The organism is Nitrosomonas sp. (assembly GCF_019752095.1).
GTDB lineage: Bacteria > Pseudomonadota > Gammaproteobacteria > Burkholderiales > Nitrosomonadaceae > Nitrosomonas.
The window spans coordinates 17,805-32,931 of sequence record NZ_JAIEMO010000041.1 but is presented as its reverse complement, the minus strand read 5'-3'; the positions used below and the strand labels follow the sequence as shown (position 1 = coordinate 32,931).

Sequence of the window (15,127 nt, the reverse complement as noted above, 5' to 3'; positions counted from 1 at the left end):
CCAATGAGATCCTGGCAACGCGGCCGGATGGCGTATTTCTTTCTAACGGCCCTGGCGATCCAGAGCCCTGCGATTACGCCATTTCTGCAACACAATCACTGCTGCAAAGCAATATCCCGATATTTGGTATCTGCCTGGGTCATCAATTATTGGGGTTAGCTAGCGGCGCATGCACCGTAAAAATGAAATTTGGTCATCATGGTGCGAATCATCCGGTGCAAGATGTAGCCAGCGGGAAAGTCATTATTACCAGTCAAAATCATGGATTTGCAGTCGATGCCGGCACATTGCCTACCACGGCGCGCATCACGCATGTATCGCTGTTCGATGGCAGCCTTCAAGGCTTCGAATTAACCGACAAGCCGGCTTTTTGTTTTCAAGGGCACCCGGAAGCCAGCCCAGGACCCCATGAGGCTGATTACCTGTTTGATAAATTCATCACCATGATGCAGCGTCATAAAAATAACTCCCAATAACTACTGCGTGACACCACGTTAGAAAGCATGCCTAAACGTACCGACATTCAATCCATACTCATCATTGGCGCCGGCCCCATCATTATCGGTCAAGCCTGTGAGTTTGATTATTCCGGCGTACAAGCCTGCAAGGCTTTGCGAGAAGAAGGTTACCGCATCATTCTGGTTAATTCCAATCCGGCCACCATCATGACTGATCCTGAAATGGCCGATGCAACCTATATAGAGCCTATTACTTGGGGAATGATCGAAAAAATCATTGCGATTGAGCGGCCACAGGCTTTGTTACCCACCATGGGTGGTCAAACTGCGCTGAATTGCGCGCTGGATCTGGTCAAACACGGCGTATTAGAAAAATATGCTGTAGAACTGATCGGTGCTTCGCGTGAGGCCATCGATATGGCGGAAGATCGAGAAAAATTCAAGCAAGCCATGACGCGCATCGGCTTGAACTCTGCTCGATCTGCAGTAGCTCATAGTATGGAAGAAGCATTGCAAGTCCAGGCTATGTTGGGCTATCCGGTGATTATCCGTCCCTCCTTTACCATGGGCGGAAGCGGTGGCGGTATTGCCTATAATCGCGAAGAATTTCTGGATATCTGCGAGCGTGGGTTGAAAACCTCCCCTACCAAGGAATTACTGATCGAAGAATCCGTAATCGGTTGGAAAGAGTTTGAAATGGAAGTCGTACGGGATAAAAACGACAATTGTATTATTGTCTGCTCGATCGAGAACATCGATCCTATGGGCGTGCATACCGGCGACTCGATTACGGTAGCACCCGCACAAACACTGACGGATAAAGAATATCAACTGATGCGCAATGCATCGATTGCGGTATTACGTGAAATCGGTGTCGAAACCGGTGGTTCCAATGTGCAATTTGCCATCAATCCTGACGATGGCCGCATGCTGGTGATTGAAATGAATCCACGGGTTTCGCGTTCTTCCGCTCTGGCTTCTAAAGCGACCGGATTTCCAATTGCCAAAATCGCGGCCAAGCTCGCAGTTGGTTACACCTTGAACGAATTAGGAAATGATATTACTGGCGGCATTATCCCTGCTTCGTTTGAGCCGACAATCGACTATGTCGTCACCAAAGTTCCACGTTTTGCTTTCGAAAAATTCCCGCAAACCAATGATCGTTTAACGACCCAAATGAAATCCGTCGGCGAAGTCATGGCAATCGGACGCACGTTCCAGGAATCCTTGCAAAAAGCCTTACGCGGACTGGAAACCGGTGTTGATGGGCTAGATGAGAAAACCGACAACCTGGAAACCATCCGAACTGAGCTTGCTAACCCTGGCCCGGAGCGGATCTGGTATGTCGCCGATGCTTTCCGCTGCGATTTTTCACTGGATGAAATTCATCAGTTGACGCATATCGATAGCTGGTTCCTGGCACAAATCGAGGACTTAATCAAACAAGAACAAGCGTTGACAAAGGTCAAGCTGGAAGCACTGGATAAACAAGCATTGCGCAAGCTGAAACGCAGTGGTTTCTCCGACCGGCGTTTGGCCAAACTACTCAGCACCGACCAAACCGCAGTTCGCAAACAACGACATCACTTTAACTTACGCCCCGTCTACAAACGCGTTGACACCTGCGCAGCCGAATTCACTACCGGTATAGCCTATATGTATTCGACCTACGAGGACGAATGCGAATCTTCCCCCACGGATAAAAAGAAAATAATGGTCTTGGGTGGCGGCCCTAATCGTATCGGTCAAGGAATTGAATTTGATTATTGTTGCGTTCACGCCGCCTTAGCGTTACGGGAAGACGGTTTTGAAACCATTATGATCAACTGTAATCCGGAAACCGTCTCAACCGATTATGACACATCCGATCGATTATATTTTGAGCCACTGACATTGGAAGATGTGCTTGAAGTCGTCGCTGTAGAGAAACCAGATGGCGTGATCGTACAATATGGTGGACAAACCCCTCTTAAGCTCGCGCGCGACCTGGAAGCCAATGGCGTACCGATTATTGGCACCAGTCCGGATATGATTGATTGCGCCGAAGATCGCGAGCGCTTCCAAAAAATGCTGCAGCAATTAGGTTTAATACAACCGTCCAACCGCACCGTACGTAATCCCGAAGCGGCACTGATCGCCGCCGAGGAAATTGGCTACCCGCTGGTGGTACGACCCAGCTATGTATTGGGCGGACGCGCTATGGAAATCGTGCACGAAAGAGCCGATCTGGAACGCTACATGCGTGAAGCCGTCAAAGTTTCCAATGACTCCCCGGTATTGTTGGATCATTTTCTCACTCACGCCACCGAAGTCGATGTCGATGCCATTTGCGATGGAGAAACCGTTCTGATCGGTGGCATCATGGAGCATATTGAGCAGGCGGGCGTACATTCCGGAGATTCCGCATGCTCGCTGCCTACCTTTAACTTACAGCCTGAGATACTGGATGAATTACGTCGGCAAACTGCCAAAATGGCGCGCGCGCTGAATGTCATCGGACTGATGAATGTACAATTTGCGATTCAAGACGATACAGTTTTTGTGCTTGAAGTCAACCCCAGAGCCTCACGCACTGTACCTTTCATTTCCAAAGCAACCGGCCTTCAACTAGCCAAAATCTCGGCACGCTGCATGACGGGAAGCTCTTTAATTGAACAAGGCACTACTGAAGAAGTAATTCCTGAATACTACTCGGTCAAAGAAGCTGTTTTTCCCTTTATAAAACTCCCCGGTGTTGATACGATATTAGGGCCGGAAATGAAATCTACTGGGGAAGTGATGGGCATGGGATCCACTTTTACAGAAGCTTTTGTTAAGTCCCAGTTAGCAACCGATGTTCGCTTACCTACTTCCGGAAAAATTTTCATTAGTGTGCGGCGATCAGATAAATTGCATGCTGTTGAAATCGCGCGCAGCCTTGCAGGACTTGGGTTTACCCTTTATGCTACACGGGGCACTGCTGCTTCGATCACAGAAGCCGGAATAGCGGTTATTATTATTAACAAGGTTGCTGAAGGTCGGCCACATATTGTTGACATGATTAAAAATGGTGAAATCAGTCTGATCATTAACACCGTGAAAAATCAACGTAGTGCAATACGAGATTCCTATTCAATTCGCCATGCTGCGCTCCAAGCGAAAGTGACTTACTATACAACGTTAGCCGGTGCGCGTGCTGCCTGTATGGGCATCACCAATAAACGTGAATTGCAAGCTTATAATCTGCAGAAATTGCATATGCAACTAAAAACATAGATGAAATTGGATTCTATTTTTAGAAACAGGATGAAAATGAAAGGCAAAAAATCATAATGAGTACTATTCCGTTAACCGTGGCTGGAGCTGAAGCATTACGCAGAGAATTGCATGAGCTGAAAACGATTCAGCGTCCTACCGTCATTACTGCAATTGCTGAAGCACGTGCTCACGGTGATCTTTCAGAAAATGCCGAATATGATGCCGCCAAGGAAAAACAAGGATTTATTGAAGGACGCATCGCCGACCTGGAAAGCAAGCTCTCCAGTGCACAAATCATTAATCCGGCGCTCATCAGTGCAGATGGCGCTTGTGTTTTTGGTGCCACGGTTGAATTGGAAGATTTGCAAAGTAGTGAAGTTGTTACTTATCAAATCGTAGGAGATGATGAAGCCAACATTAAGGATGGAAAAATATCCATCAGCTCTCCCATTTCACGCGCACTCATTGGTAAGCATGCAGGAGATATTGCAGAAGTTCACGCACCTAGCGGCATTCGAGAATACGAAATATTGGACGTCAAGTATATCTAAATATGGCGCTAGACTTAGTTCTGAAAACTCCGTTTAGTGCGAAAAGGTGCACTTGTCTTTTTTTTCGACGGATGCCCTTCGTGTTTGTCTGCTTCTTCTGGTTTAGGTCGATAAATAACAAAAATTTTACCAATATGCTGCACAGGTGCAGCATTTAACAGCTGGCATATCTCCTCAAACAGCTCATTTCTAGCAATCCGATCATCTATCTGTACTTTAACCTTAATCAATTCATGGCTTGAAAGCCCACGATTTAATTCTTCCATAACACTAGTGGATAATCCAGATTTCCCAATCATCACAACCGGATTCAATGCATGCGCTTGCGCTTTTAATTCACGCCGGTGAGCAATAGTTAGTGTTAACATAAATTCTCTTCAAACGTATTATTCTACTTGATGAAACGAGCTAAAACCAGTAAAGCCTGGATGAAGGAGCATGTTAACGATTTTTTTGTCAAACAAGCAAAAAAAGAGGGATATCGTTCACGTGCTGCGTATAAGTTGCTTGAAATTACTGAAAGAGATCGCATACTAAAACCAGGACTGACTGTTGTTGATTTAGGCTCAGCCCCCGGCAGTTGGTCACAAGTAGCGAGCCATAAAATAGGTCACAGTGGCAAAGTTATTGCGGTAGATATTCTTGAGATGGCACCTTTACCCGGTGTAGAGTTTATTCAAAGTGATTTTAGAGAAGAATACGCCGTAATTGAATTAAAGAAATATTTGAGAGATCATCAACCCAATCTTGTCATTTCAGATATGTCACCCAATATGAGTGGAATTGTCATCAGCGATCAGGCTAAAAGTATGTATTTAGCAGAGTTGGCATTAGCATTCTCAATGGAACAACTGAACTATGGTGGAAATTTTCTAGTCAAAGTTTTCCAAGGTAGGGATTTTGATCAATTCCTTTTCGATATGCGCGCTGGATTTAAAAACGTAATAATACGAAAACCTAAAGCATCTCGTGACCGCAGCAATGAACTGTATTTATTGGGATTAGGAAAAAAATAATTACTGAAGTTGATCAGAAATGAATGGATCCCCTCAGTGACTATAGCAAAAGTTAGTAGTAGGATAAGAGTTTGAGAGCACATTTATTAAAAACGAACTATTCTGTTATAGTAAACAAAATCGAGTTAGAATGACTAATCGATGATTTTTAGGTGCAAACCAAGGAGCTATCTTGAATAACTTAATTAAAAACATGGCCATTTGGCTGGTAATTGCACTAGTGTTGATGACTGTATTTAATCAATTCAGCGTTCGTCAACCGACGCAAGTACCCATGGAATACTCGCAATTCATATCCGAATTGAATCAAGGCAGAATCGCAAAAGTTGTTATCGAAGGACGTACACTCAAAGGTACAAAGTCTGATGGTCGGCGCTTTACAACATACGCACCATCCGATCCTTGGATGGTGAGCGATTTATTGAAAGCTGGCGTTATTGTTGAAGCTAAACCGGAAGAAGAACCATCCATGATGATGAGTATTTTCATTTCATGGTTCCCAATGCTTCTGCTGATTGCCGTATGGATTTTTTTCATGCGCCAAATGCAAGGTGGCGGACGTAATGGTGGTGCCTTCTCATTCGGCAAAAGTAAAGCACGTATGCTAGACAAATCAACCAATACAGTAACTTTTAATGATGTAGCCGGTTGCGAGGAAGCTAAAGAAGAAGTTGCCGAACTGGTTGAATTTCTGCGCGATCCCACAAAGTTCCAGAAACTGGGTGGACGTATTCCTCGCGGCGTATTGATGGTAGGTAGTCCGGGAACAGGAAAAACATTACTGGCTCGGGCTATTGCTGGAGAAGCCCAGGTACCGTTCTTTAGCATTTCTGGCTCAGATTTCGTCGAAATGTTTGTCGGCGTGGGTGCATCCAGAGTTCGCGATATGTTTGAACAGGCCAAGAAGCATGCACCCTGCATCATTTTTATCGATGAAATTGACGCAGTAGGTCGCCAACGTGGCGCTGGTTTGGGTGGCGGGAACGATGAGCGCGAGCAAACACTTAATCAGCTGCTGGTAGAAATGGATGGTTTTGAAGGAGCTATGGGTGTAATTGTAATTGCTGCAACCAACCGTCCCGATGTATTGGATCCAGCTTTGTTGCGTCCCGGTCGTTTTGATCGCCAGGTAACGGTGCCATTGCCTGATATACGCGGACGCGAACAAATTCTGCATGTTCATATGCGCAAAGTGCCACTGTCCCCAGATGTAAAAGCAGATATTCTTGCACGTGGCACACCAGGCATGTCAGGTGCCGATCTGGCCAACTTGGTCAACGAAGCAGCACTATTCGCGGCTCGAAGTAACAAACGCTTAGTAGACATGGATGATTTTGAGCGTGCTAAAGACAAAATATTCATGGGCGCAGAGCGACGCTCAATGGTGATGCCTGAACATGAGCGTAGAAATACTGCTTATCATGAATCAGGGCATGCTGTTGTAGCTCAATTACTGCCAAAAACTGATCCGGTACATAAAGTAACAATCATTCCGCGAGGTCGTGCTTTGGGTGTAACCATGCAACTGCCAACGGAAGATCGCTTTAGTATGGAACGTGAAGAAATCTTACAGAGGATTGCAGTGATGTTTGGTGGACGCATTGCCGAAGAAGTTTTTATGAAGCAAATGACCACGGGTGCATCTAATGATTTTGAGCGCGCAACAGATTTAGCTCGACAAATGGTAACCCAATGGGGAATGTCAGACGAACTTGGCCCAATGGTTTATGGTGAAAATGAAGGTGAAGTTTTTCTAGGACGTTCTGTAACTACTCATAAAAATATGAGTGAGGCAACCATGCAAAAAGTTGACGCTGAAGTTCGTCGCATAGTCGATGAACAATATGCGATTGCACGTAAACTAATTGAATCAAATAAAGACAAAATTGAGGCCATGACCAAGGCTCTACTGGAATGGGAAACGATTGATAGCGACCAGATTAAGGATATCATGGAAGGTCGTTCACCACGTCCACCAAAACCACCGCAAATCATATCTTCCACAACGAGCGAGGAATCTGTAACGGAGGAAACTGAAGAACAAAGCGAATCATCAGCACCACAAGAAGTTGCAAAAGAAACTGATTAATCATTGATAACTTAATTAACGGGATACGATTTTATAAAATCGTATCCCGTTTTTACTTGCTAGTTTATTATTTACTGTGCCTTCATTTCCACACAACTTTATCGCCTCATTCAATCGCCCTCTGATAATGGGTATTATTAACGTAACCCCTGATTCCTTTTCGGATGGCGGTTTTTTTCTGTCAACACAACAAGCCATTGCGCATGCAAGAAGCCTTATTGACGAGGGTGCCGATATTCTTGATATCGGTGGAGAATCAACGCGTCCCGGGAGTCAAATTGTCAGCGCTGATGAAGAATTAAGCCGCGTTATACCCGTACTGGAGGCACTCGTTGACACCGCTATCCCCATCTCCATTGACACTTCCAAGCCTGAGGTGATGAAGCATGCAATCGAGGCGGGAGCTTCCATGATTAACGACGTTAATGCATTGCGCAACACAGGAGCATTGGAAGCGGTAGCACCACATAAACATGTGCAAATTTGTTTGATGCATATGCAGGGCACGCCGCAAAATATGCAAGCCAATCCGTACTACATAGATATTGTCTCCGAGGTAAAAGATTATTTGCAACAGCGAATCCAAGCAGCGAACACAGCAGGCATTGCACTAAGCCGACTGGTTATTGATCCTGGGTTTGGGTTTGGCAAGACACTACAACATAACCTTTCATTACTTAATCATCTCAATGAATTCACTACATTGGGCACCCCCGTATTGGCAGGCTTATCCCGAAAATCCATGCTAGGTGTGATTACTGGGAATAATGTAGACCAGCGATTACATGAAAGTGTTGCCGCAGCCTTGCTTGCTGTTGCTAAAGGCGCCAAAATTGTGCGTGTGCATGATGTCAAAGCAAGTAAAGCAGCACTTGCTATTCACAATGCACTCCGGGGTTATGATTGATAAATATAAAATTGCTTAATCAACTAATTGCCAATAATGCTTTGTTTATTCTTTAATAGTAATTTCATAAATTGACTAGAAAATATTTTGGTACAGATGGCATACGAGGCCAAGTAGGAAAGTTTCCTATTACACCTGATTTCATTATGCACTTGGGCTACTCGGCTGGAAAGGTTCTAGCTGCTTCCGACTGGCATCTAACAGAAGGAAAGCGCCCGACAGTTCTGATTGGCAAAGACACTCGCGTATCTGGATATATGCTGGAATCCGCCTTAGAGGCTGGATTATGTGCAGCTGGCGTTGATGTTCTTCTGTCTGGACCGATGCCGACCCCAGCCGTAGCTTATCTGATTCGCGCATTACGACTGCAGGCCGGTATAGTTATCTCAGCCTCACATAATTTATTTGAAGATAATGGCGTAAAGTTCTTTTCTGCAGTCGGCAGCAAGCTTCCGGATGAAATGGAACGCAAAATCGAGGCTGAATTAAATACACCGATTGAGACCAAGTCTTCCGCACAGTTAGGCAAGGTTCAACGAATTGACGATGCGGCTGGCCGCTATATCGAGTTCTGCAAAAGCACTTTTCCCTATCACCTTGATCTACGTGGACTCCGTATTGTAATCGACTGTGCGCATGGTGCCGCGTATCATATTGCCGGTCATGTCATGCATGAATTAGGTGCCGATGTCGTCACCATAGGCGTGCAGCCCAATGGATTGAATATCAATCTTGAATGCGGCGCTACTCATGCCGCCACAGTGCAAAAAGCTGTTAAACAACATCATGCTGATTTAGGCATTGCATTGGATGGTGATGGTGATCGCGTCATGATGGTGGATAAACAAGGCAGATTTTACAATGGAGATCAACTGATCTATATTATCGCCAAGCATCGCCAGCAGAACAGAAAACTCACTGGAGGTGTCGTAGGCACACTGATGACAAATCTGGCAATTGAGGAGCAATTTAAGAAATTGCACATCCCTTTTCTCCGAACCAATGTCGGTGACCGTCACGTACTCGAATTACTGCAGCAGAAAGGATGGCAGCTCGGTGGTGAAAATTCTGGACATATTATGTGTATGGACAAACACACCACGGGTGATGGCATCATATCTGCTTTGCAAGTTTTATACGCGCTGCGTGATGCCCATAAAACGTTGGCAGAATTTATGCGCGGCGTATCGCTATACCCGCAGCGTCTGATCAATGTAAAAATCTCCAATTCATTTAATTTCAACACCAATAAAGCAGTCAATACTATGCGCAAGGAAGCCGAAGCTGATTTAAATGGTAACGGGCGCCTGCTCATCCGGGCTTCTGGAACGGAGCCTCTTATTCGTGTAATGGTCGAGAGTAAATTCAGACAAAAAGTTAATTACTGGACTGAACGTATCGCTGAGGTCGTTCAAATTGCCAGTAAAGAGTGAGCGATTATTTTCTCGCAAAACATGCTTATACGATCTCGATACTATGCAGAATCTGCGCTCATAATCCAGAATTCGGAAAAAACCAAGTTTGGTAACAAAACATAAAAATTGTCATAATTTCGTAACAATTCTGAAATAGTATATCGTGCGGTTTTGTCAAAACGCTCATACCCTTACTTTATTCATTTGGAGCACGTATAAACATGTTGAATTCTTTAAACTTCAGAGCACCCATTACGGTAGCTCTACTAAGTGTATTCTTCTATGCAGGCACGGCCAGCGCCACGCCAATTGTGAAAATTGATGGTTCAAGTACTGTTTTTCCCATTACTGAAGCCGTTGCAGAAGATTTTCAAATAGCCAAACGCGGCGCAATTCGTGTCACTGTGGGTATCTCTGGAACAGGTGGTGGATTCAAGAAATTCTGCCGCAATGAAATCGATATCGTAAACGCATCCCGCCCAGTTACCGAACTAGAAATGGAAGCCTGTAAGAAAGAAGGGGTACAATTTATTGAAATGCCCATTGCTTTTGATGCTTTAACTGTGGTTGTTAATCCCAAAAATACGTGGAGCAAAACCATCACTGTTGAAGAATTACAAAAAATTTGGGAACCTGCAGCGCAGGGAAAAATCACCCACTGGAATCAAATAAATCCAGCATGGCCAGACAAAAGAATCAAACTCTACGGTCCAGGCGCGGATTCTGGCACCTTTGAATACTTTACTGAGGCTATTGTTGGTAAAGCTAAATCAAGCCGCGGCGATTTCACCGCATCAGAAGATGACAACGTCCTGGTGCAAGGTGTTGCAAGTGATCTCTATGCATTAGGATTCTTTGGTTTTGCCTATTACATCGAAAACAGTAAAAAAATTAATGCTGTTGCGATTGATAGTGGCAATGGCGGAGTGCTCCCTTCTGCCACAACCGTAGAAAATAACAGCTACAAACCATTATCACGCCCGATATTTATTTACGTGAATGCTAAGTCGACAGAAAAAACAGAAGTACATGAGTTTATTAATTTCTATATGAAGAATGCAACAGAACTGGTAGCAGAGGTCAAATATTTTCCGCTCTCCAAAGAAGTGTATGATCTCAATCTCGAACACTTTAACAAGAAAAAAGTGGGCACTGTGTTCAAAGGCACCGGGATCGACATAAAACTGGAAGATGTACTTAAACTGGAATCCAATTTATAGATAATCGTAGTAAATAGCAGCACGCAAGGAGGTGCTGATCAACTCAAAAGCTTCTATTTGGCTCAGAATTGATCAGCACTTCTTTTATCATTTATAAAAAATAAATCGCGAATGCAATGGATTTCCTGCCAATTTTTTTAAATATCAAAGATAAAGCCTGTCTGGTCGTAGGAGGCGGCGAAGTCGCTACGCGCAAAGTTATACTGTTACTCCAAGCCGGCGCGCAAGTATCAGTAGTTGCGCCCGAGCTGAATAGCGCTTTAAATAAGTACGTTGCTAGCAGCAAGATCAGCCATAACGCCGAATGCTTTCAGCCCAGACATCTACATAATATTGCGCTCGTTATCGCTGCGACGAATAATCGAACCATAAACCAGCAAGTTTCAGAAGCAGCACAACAACGGCAAATTCCGGTTAATGTCGTGGATAGTCCAAAATTATGCACCTTTATTATGCCATCCATCGTCGACCGCTCACCGCTTATAATCGCTGTATCCAGTGGCGGACAATCCCCGGTACTGGCGAGACTACTGCGAGCTCAACTGGAAACCATAATACCCGTTGCCTATGCACGCATAGCAACCATTTCGGGAAAATTTCGTCAGCACGTCAAGCAACATTTTACTCACTCGGAAAAACGACGTGTTTTCTGGGAAAAAATCTTGCAAGGTCCATTCACTGAAATGGTGTTGGCTGGAAAAGATAAAGCTGCACAAGATTATTTACTACAGTCCCTGCAACAGGAAAAAGACGAGCCACTGCAAGGCGAGGTTTATTTGGTCGGTGCCGGGCCAGGCAATCCTGATTTACTCACTTTCCGTGCCATGCGGCTGATGCAGCAAGCCGATGTTGTTGTTTATGACCGTCTAGTCTCGACTGCAATTCTTGACATGGTGCGCCGCGACGCCATGCGCATTTATGCCGGCAAAGAGCGTAACTGCCATACACTGGAACAAGAATCAATCAATCAACTGCTGGTGCGGTTAGCGCAAGCAGGTAAACGAGTATTGCGACTTAAAGGTGGTGATCCTTTTATTTTTGGCCGCGGTGGTGAAGAAATTGAAACTTTGGCTGAATATCATATTCCTTTTCAGGTTGTGCCAGGCATTACGGCTGCATCGGGGGTTGCAGCATACTCCGGGATTCCGTTGACACACCGAGATTACGCGCAATCATGTATTTTTGTCACCGGTCATCTAAAAAATAATACGATTGATCTTGACTGGCAACACCTCGCACGCCCTAACCAAACCATTGTGATCTATATGGGATTGCTGGGACTACCCGTGTTATGCCAGCAACTGATCGCACACGGCTTACCAATCTCCACACCTACGGCAATCATTCAGCAAGGCACGACACAAAAACAAAAAATTGTGACTGGAACTCTACAAACACTACCTAACTTGGCCGCAGCTGCAAACTTGGCTCCTCCTACACTGATCATTGTAGGAGAGGTTGTCAAACTGCACAAAAAGCTCGCATGGTTTGAACCGGCATCTTAAAATTCTTAGGGTAATTTAATTGCTATAAAATCGATTTCTTGAATGGAAAAGAATGAAACTGATTTATAAGTGCATTACTCTAATTTTTTAAATCGCATCGACAAGTCAATCGCTTGAATATTTTTGGTTAAGCCACCGACTGAGATTCGGTCAATACCGGTTTCAGCCACCTGGCGCACATTGTCTAGTGTTATGTTGCCGGATGCTTCCAATATTACCTGCCGTCCAGATATCTGATGAGCCAATATGACTGCCTCCGATAACTGACTCAACGAAAAATTATCTAACAGCACCATGATAGCTCCAGCCGCTAGAGCTTCTTGTAATTCCGACAACGATTCCACTTCAATTTGTATAATAGTTCCGGGAGGCGCAATTGCCTGTGCTTTGTTTAAAGCGGATTGGATGCTCCCTGCCGCGATGATGTGATTTTCCTTGATCAGAATCCCATCATATAAACCCAAGCGATGATTGACACCTCCGCTGCATGTCACAGCATATTTTTGCGCTAGGCGCAATCCAGGCAGTGTTTTACGCGTATCCACAATGACTGCCTTGGTGCCCACAATGGCGTCGACAAAACGTTTTGTTTGTGTCGCTACAGCAGATAGCGTTTGCAGAAAATTCAGCGCGGAACGTTCTGCGGTTAATAAATCACGAGAACCTCCTTGGATCTCACAGAGCTTTTGCCCTGATTGAACAAAATCTCCATCTTTGGCAAACCAAGTGATAATCGTTCTCGAAGCTAATTCCAGAAAACAGGCTTCAAACCATTGTACGCCACACAATACCGCATCTTCTCTACTGATTACCACGGCACTCAATGTGCTTTCGCTCGGAATCAGTGATGCGGTCAAGTCGCCAGAACCAATATCTTCTTGCAACGCACGCGTAACGTTGTCGTGAATTTCATCGTGTAAATCTTTCAATTGTTTTACCTTTTAATCTCAACCCGGTAAAGAAAAAAAGATCAGTATTTTCATTTTACAATACCCAGGCTGTTCACTTACGGCAGTTGAACAGATAGTATATAGATTACCCAGCATAATAAGGAAACAGTATGTCCGGCGCAATTGACTTAATCATCTACAGTATCGCCACGATGTTAGGTATTGCCGCCATCGGCATGGTCGTATTTTGGTTTATTGAAGATGTCACGCAGAAAAAACATTCTGTGCTACGAAATTTTCCAGTTATTGGTCGATTGCGGTACATTTTCGAACGACAAGGTAAATACTTTCGGCAATATTTCTTTGCTAATGATCGCGATGAGCTACCATTTAATCGTGCCACACGTGGCTGGATTTACAAAAATGCCAAGAACAAAGGTAGCCTAGTTGGATTTGGTTCCACCAATGACTTGCGTCAACCGGGCTCGGTTATCTTTGTCAATGCCGCCTTCCCAATTCAAGAAGAAGATCAATTACCAACGCCTTCACTGAATATAGGCAAAGGTTATTGCGAGCAACCATTCGAAGCCAAATCTATCATCAATATTAGTGGAATGAGCTACGGCGCCATTTCCAAACCAGCAGTACGCGCTTTATCACTAGGTGCCGCACAGGCTGGTTGCTGGTTGAATACCGGTGAAGGTGGACTATCTCCATATCACCTCGAAGGTGCCTGTGATTTGATCATGCAAATCGGCACCGCCAAATATGGCATAAGAGACGAGCATGGTAATTTTTCACCGCTACGTGCAAAAGAATTGAGCAAGGTTGTGAAAGCATTTGAGATTAAGCTTTCACAAGGCGCCAAGCCCGGCAAAGGGGGATTGTTGCCTGCCAATAAAGTACATAGTGAGATTGCTGCAATCCGTGGCATCTCCGAAAATGAGAATTCGATCAGTCCGAATCGTCACAAAGATATCAACAACATTGACGAACTGCTCGATAAGATCCATTTTATCCGGGAACTGACTGGACGACCAGTGGGCATTAAAACAGCAATCGGTGGATGGAATTTCATCAATGAATTATGCGATAGCATTAACCGACGCGGTTTGGAATACGCACCGGATTTTCTCACTATTGACGGCGGGGAGGGGGGAAGCGGTGCGGCTCCACAAACACTAATGGATCACGTGAGTCTACCAATCTCGGAAGCCTTACCGCGCGTAGTGGACGCCTTGTTGCAATCCGGATTGAGAAATCGTATTTATATTGTGGCTGCCGGGAAATTGGTAACCTCTGCAGAGGGTGCGTGGGCACTCTGCGCTGGAGCAGATTTTATCAATACAGCACGTGGTTTTATGTTTTCATTAGGTTGCATTCAAGCTATGCGCTGCCATCTCAATACTTGCCCTACCGGCGTCACAACACATGATGAACGTTTACAGAATGGATTGGTGGTGGAAGAAAAATATCTGCGGGTTGCAAATTATGCCAGGAATGTCAATAAAGAAATCAACATGATCGCCCATTCATGCGGCTTACACCACGCTCGGCAGTTTAAACGAGAGCATGTTCGTATCGTTGAGACTGCTGGAAAAAGCGTGGCTCTAAACATTCTTTACCCCTATCCCGAAGTGCTTAAAGAAACAAATTTGGGCTAATTGATCCAATAACTACCTCATATTTATTAAACTATCTCCCCACTTTCTCAAAGTCAGCGACAATTGAGAAAATCCACGATACTGCACCATTCTAAGAATTAAGGGAGAAAACCCCCTTAGCTATATATTTCAGCATAGTATCCGATTGCCGATAATACATGCCTAATGTAGGTTC

General features: G+C 44.7%; 12 protein-coding genes. 10 read left to right on the top strand and 2 right to left on the bottom strand.

Features of this window, described 5'->3' with window-relative positions:
• The 3 genes from K2Q13_RS12045 to greA form a co-directional block, all read left to right on the top strand.
• On the top strand, positions 1-476 hold a 476-nt coding region (locus K2Q13_RS12045), incomplete at its 5' end, for a gamma-glutamyl-gamma-aminobutyrate hydrolase family protein (protein WP_292921391.1).
• 27 nt (positions 477-503) lie between these two features.
• The gene (gene carB, locus K2Q13_RS12040) at positions 504-3,713 is read left to right on the top strand and encodes a carbamoyl-phosphate synthase large subunit (RefSeq protein WP_292921390.1); all 3,210 of its coding nucleotides are present in this window, start codon (positions 504-506) and stop codon (positions 3,711-3,713) included.
• Positions 3,714-3,769: 56 nt separating this feature from the next.
• The gene (greA, locus tag K2Q13_RS12035; protein ID WP_292921389.1) at positions 3,770-4,246 is read left to right on the top strand and encodes a transcription elongation factor GreA; all 477 of its coding nucleotides are present in this window, start codon (positions 3,770-3,772) and stop codon (positions 4,244-4,246) included.
• A 14-nt stretch (positions 4,247-4,260) separates the two neighbouring features.
• On the opposite strand, the gene yhbY is transcribed toward greA, so the two are convergent.
• On the bottom strand, positions 4,261-4,614 hold the full coding sequence (yhbY, locus tag K2Q13_RS12030; protein WP_292921388.1) for a ribosome assembly RNA-binding protein YhbY: 354 nt from the start codon (positions 4,612-4,614) through the stop codon (positions 4,261-4,263).
• Between the two features lie 30 nt (positions 4,615-4,644).
• Here yhbY and K2Q13_RS12025 point away from each other — a divergent pair, with 30 nt between their 5' ends.
• From K2Q13_RS12025 to cysG, 6 genes are all read left to right on the top strand, one after another.
• On the top strand, positions 4,645-5,262 hold the full coding sequence (locus K2Q13_RS12025) for an RlmE family RNA methyltransferase (RefSeq protein ID WP_292921387.1): 618 nt from the start codon (positions 4,645-4,647) through the stop codon (positions 5,260-5,262).
• Between the two features lie 172 nt (positions 5,263-5,434).
• Positions 5,435-7,351, top strand: a complete 1,917-nt coding sequence (gene ftsH, locus K2Q13_RS12020; RefSeq protein WP_292921386.1) for an ATP-dependent zinc metalloprotease FtsH — start codon at positions 5,435-5,437, stop codon at positions 7,349-7,351.
• Positions 7,352-7,478: 127 nt separating this feature from the next.
• On the top strand, positions 7,479-8,258 hold the full coding sequence (folP, locus tag K2Q13_RS12015; protein ID WP_292921385.1) for a dihydropteroate synthase: 780 nt from the start codon (positions 7,479-7,481) through the stop codon (positions 8,256-8,258).
• 71 nt (positions 8,259-8,329) lie between these two features.
• Positions 8,330-9,691 carry a phosphoglucosamine mutase gene (gene glmM, locus K2Q13_RS12010; RefSeq protein WP_292921384.1) on the top strand — a complete coding sequence of 454 codons (1,362 nt, stop codon included), beginning with the start codon at positions 8,330-8,332 and terminating at the stop codon, positions 9,689-9,691.
• Between the two features lie 203 nt (positions 9,692-9,894).
• Entirely contained in the window at positions 9,895-10,893 is a 999-nt protein-coding gene (locus K2Q13_RS12005) for a PstS family phosphate ABC transporter substrate-binding protein (RefSeq protein WP_292921383.1), read from the top strand.
• Between the two features lie 116 nt (positions 10,894-11,009).
• On the top strand, positions 11,010-12,398 hold the full coding sequence (cysG, locus tag K2Q13_RS12000) for a siroheme synthase CysG (RefSeq protein WP_292921382.1): 1,389 nt from the start codon (positions 11,010-11,012) through the stop codon (positions 12,396-12,398).
• Positions 12,399-12,472: 74 nt separating this feature from the next.
• Here the strand turns inward: cysG and nadC are convergent, their stop codons facing one another.
• The gene (gene nadC / locus K2Q13_RS11995; protein WP_292921381.1) at positions 12,473-13,327 is read right to left on the bottom strand and encodes a carboxylating nicotinate-nucleotide diphosphorylase; all 855 of its coding nucleotides are present in this window, start codon (positions 13,325-13,327) and stop codon (positions 12,473-12,475) included.
• Positions 13,328-13,458: 131 nt separating this feature from the next.
• Here nadC and K2Q13_RS11990 point away from each other — a divergent pair, with 131 nt between their 5' ends.
• Positions 13,459-14,952 carry an FMN-binding glutamate synthase family protein gene (locus K2Q13_RS11990; RefSeq protein WP_292921380.1) on the top strand — a complete coding sequence of 498 codons (1,494 nt, stop codon included), beginning with the start codon at positions 13,459-13,461 and terminating at the stop codon, positions 14,950-14,952.
• The last annotated feature ends 175 nt before the right edge of the window (positions 14,953-15,127 follow it).

Bases quoted from the DNA above. Each gene is read 5' to 3' on its own strand.
- carB (WP_292921390.1), top strand. From the start codon at position 504: ATGCCTAAACGTACCGACATTCAATCCATACTCATCATTGGCGCCGGC.
- greA (WP_292921389.1), top strand. From the start codon at position 3,770: ATGAGTACTATTCCGTTAACCGTGGCTGGAGCTGAAGCATTACGCAGA.
- yhbY (WP_292921388.1), bottom strand. From the start codon at position 4,614: ATGTTAACACTAACTATTGCTCACCGGCGTGAATTAAAAGCGCAAGCG.
- K2Q13_RS12025 (WP_292921387.1), top strand. From the start codon at position 4,645: ATGAAACGAGCTAAAACCAGTAAAGCCTGGATGAAGGAGCATGTTAAC.
- folP (WP_292921385.1), top strand. From the start codon at position 7,479: ATGGGTATTATTAACGTAACCCCTGATTCCTTTTCGGATGGCGGTTTT.
- K2Q13_RS12005 (WP_292921383.1), top strand. From the start codon at position 9,895: ATGTTGAATTCTTTAAACTTCAGAGCACCCATTACGGTAGCTCTACTA.
- cysG (WP_292921382.1), top strand. From the start codon at position 11,010: ATGGATTTCCTGCCAATTTTTTTAAATATCAAAGATAAAGCCTGTCTG.
- K2Q13_RS11990 (WP_292921380.1), top strand. From the start codon at position 13,459: ATGTCCGGCGCAATTGACTTAATCATCTACAGTATCGCCACGATGTTA.